General features: G+C 38.9%; 5 protein-coding genes and 1 tRNA gene. All 6 read right to left on the bottom strand.

The features are described from left to right. Nucleotides 1–312 (bottom strand): helix-turn-helix domain-containing protein (locus tag VGA95_13910; GenBank protein ID HEX9667639.1); only part of this gene is annotated, 312 nt, incomplete at its 3' end. A gap of 14 nt (nucleotides 313–326) precedes the next feature. Next, complete coding sequence (locus tag VGA95_13915; protein ID HEX9667640.1) at nucleotides 327–557, bottom strand: type II toxin-antitoxin system RelE/ParE family toxin; 231 nt, start codon at nucleotides 555–557, stop codon at nucleotides 327–329. A gap of 23 nt (nucleotides 558–580) precedes the next feature. Continuing rightward, nucleotides 581–1039, bottom strand: coding sequence for a hypothetical protein (locus VGA95_13920; GenBank protein HEX9667641.1), 459 nt, complete (start codon nucleotides 1037–1039; stop codon nucleotides 581–583). After that, nucleotides 969–1640, bottom strand: coding sequence for a DUF433 domain-containing protein (locus VGA95_13925; GenBank protein HEX9667642.1), 672 nt, complete (start codon nucleotides 1638–1640; stop codon nucleotides 969–971). The genes VGA95_13920 and VGA95_13925 overlap by 71 nt, the downstream gene beginning before the upstream one ends. A 134-nt stretch (nucleotides 1641–1774) precedes the next feature. Next, nucleotides 1775–1850 (bottom strand) — tRNA-Arg (locus VGA95_13930). After that, a complete protein-coding gene (locus VGA95_13935; GenBank protein HEX9667643.1) occupies nucleotides 1841–2629 on the bottom strand; it encodes a uracil-DNA glycosylase in 789 nt (262 codons plus the stop codon). Before VGA95_13935 ends, VGA95_13930 begins: the two co-directional genes overlap by 10 nt. Nucleotides 2630–2735 lie beyond the last annotated feature (106 nt).

The raw sequence follows: 2735 nt of genomic DNA on the forward strand, positions 1-2735 counted from the left end.
TGGAGATGCAATTATTCGTCCCATCTCTCGCTTAGATATTCCTAGTGCAAATAGAGACCTAATTACCAAATCAATTGAGACAGAAGGGTCTCCCACTTCCATTTTGGCAACTCTCGATTGACTCGAACCTACCATTTTAGCCAATTGAGTTTGCGTAAGATTCCTTTCTTCCCTGTAACGTTTTAAGCTATCGCTAAGTTTGAGTTTCAGTTCTATATATGCAGACTCTTCAGGCGAAAGGTCCAGAAATTCCTCAACGGTTCCTACCTTCCAACCTTTTGATTCTAATCTTTTTCTTTTTGCTTTATTCATTTTCTTTCTCCAATTTAAGACTCATAATCTCTGAGCCTTCTTTTACATAACTCAATAATGTGATTCGGAGTCTTGTTGGTTTTCTTTTTAAACACCTCCAATATGATAATCGCATCGGGATCAAGTCGATAAATGATACGCCAAATGGTATTTTCATCATTTATTCTGAGTTCATGGCATCTCGGTGCAATAAGAGGCATTGGCCTTGAGTGTGGTGACGATAACTGCTCCCCAACTATGTAAATAGGCTAGACAATTCTGATTCTTTTTATTTTGCCTTTACTATTTTCCCGGATTTTGTTATTTTCGCGATAAATGGCGGTTCATGCCTGGCTATAAATGTTTTGATACGAGGGATGGCTCTTTTTATAATTTCTGCCATTTCAAAGCCGGTCAAATTTCCCTTGTTTAATACAAAAAGTTTAACTTTTTCTTTCCCTATAACTTCCAAAGCTGGGCTACGATATCGTATTCGTTTATCTTTTGTAATTGCGATCCAGCCCTTTTGACCTACAAACCGCAACCATTCTTCATCAACCACATTGGATTCGAAGTAATCTTCTAACACCTTAACTGTTATCTCTGGATTCTGCTCAGAAAGGGATTCAACTATGATTCTTTTTCCTAAAGCTCGGTCTAAAAAGAATGTTAGTCGTTCATGCTGCTTCTTTTCTATAATAAAGTTCGAATCTGATTGCCTCTTCGATTTCTTTTTGCGCGCACTCATAATCCAACATTAGATCATTAATTGACTCTCCAGCTTTATAACGCTCAGCTATGACATCAACAGGTATTCCTTTATTAGCTAAAACTGGTCTTCCGAAAGAAATATTGGGATCAATAAAAATCAGTTTAGGTTCGTCTGGCTCTCCGGTTCTAACGAATGGATACAGTTTAATAGGTAAACCTTTCGGATCACGTTCTATACGTTGAAGATATTTTTTTACTATTTCTTCGAACTCTAATTGTCCTTCTTTAGTAATGTTTATGAGTTTGCCGTATTCCCTAACGAAGAGATGAAGACCATCAGTTTCAAATTCCCTATCGGCTAGAGGATTTTCACTTTTGAATTCCTTACTTATATAATCAATTGCTTTTCTAACCTTAATCATTGAAATAGTGTATTTTCTTCTTATTGCAGCCAGAACATAGGATTCAATAAGATTAATATAAGAGAGTGCTAGAGGCTTTTCCTGAGCGAGATATATAAGGGGTTCAAAGCCAGTTTGCCTCCCAATCCACGCTCTGAGCGTTGATACGGGAAGCCTTAAATAAAATGCAGCTTCCGGTACGCTGTAGCTGGGCATATATCGTTTATCTTTTCTCATGGTTACACCGAAGTTTACATAAAAACAATAATTTTTGTTAACATAAGATTACAATTGCAGAAGATTTATTTCAACATATGTGTAGGTAGAAGCTAAACGAAGTTTAGAGCTTGTGATATTAAAGCAAAAGTTTCTGGCGGGCGATGGGGGATTCGAACCCCCGACCTCTGGCTTCGGAGGCCAGTACTCTATCCGCTGAGCTAATCGCCCGACTTCGAGATCCCAAGTTCCTTCATCACAAGCTGCATGTCTTCCCAGAGAGGCTTTTTAAATCCGGGGTTTCTCAATAACGCTGCGGGATGGTACGTTACCATAAGTTTTGCATGTCCATAGGTATGAAAATTCCCTCGCAATTCACCGAGCTTTGCCTTAGTGTTTAAAACCGATTGAGCAGCAACGCTCCCAAGGCATACAATCACGGCTGGATCAATAGTCCTCAACTGCTTGATTAAAAACTGCTGGCAAGTTGCAATCTCATCTTGCTCCGGAGTTCTGTTACCAGGCGGGCGGCATTTTACAACATTACATATATAAACATCAGAACGCTTAAGTCCCATAGCGTTAATTATTTTCGTAAGTAGCTGTCCCGCCCTGCCAACAAACGGCATTCCCTGAATATCTTCATCCCTTCCCGGGCCTTCTCCAACGAACACGAGCCTTGCCCTCGGATTCCCTTCACCAAATACTATATTCGTCCTACCCGTATGAAGTTTACACCTCGTACAATCTCCGATCTCTTCCCTGATATCTTCAAGGGTTTGCTTCTCGGAAAAAGAATCAAATATATTCAATTGGATATTTGCGTCAATTGTCGTCTTCGGGCGTATTCTTGTCCTCATTTCATCTTCTTTAATCGATATGTTTTCCACATCTACCTTCTCTGTCTTCGAAATTAAATACTCGAGACCCAGAGCCCTTTGGTATTCTATATATTTTCTGAGTTCCTCAAGTATCCATTTTAACTCTGTTACCGAACTGATTTGATTCATAATAGACGTTTAATTAAAATATAGCATACCGCTGGAATGTTCAATAAAATTATAAAAGTTTCAGTCTCATTTCGCCTTAAGAGTGAACGTTCTAGAATTTGCAAAA

It is taken from the genome of Thermodesulfobacteriota bacterium (genome assembly GCA_036397855.1).
GTDB lineage: Bacteria > Desulfobacterota_D > UBA1144 > Nemesobacterales > CSP1-2 > DASWID01.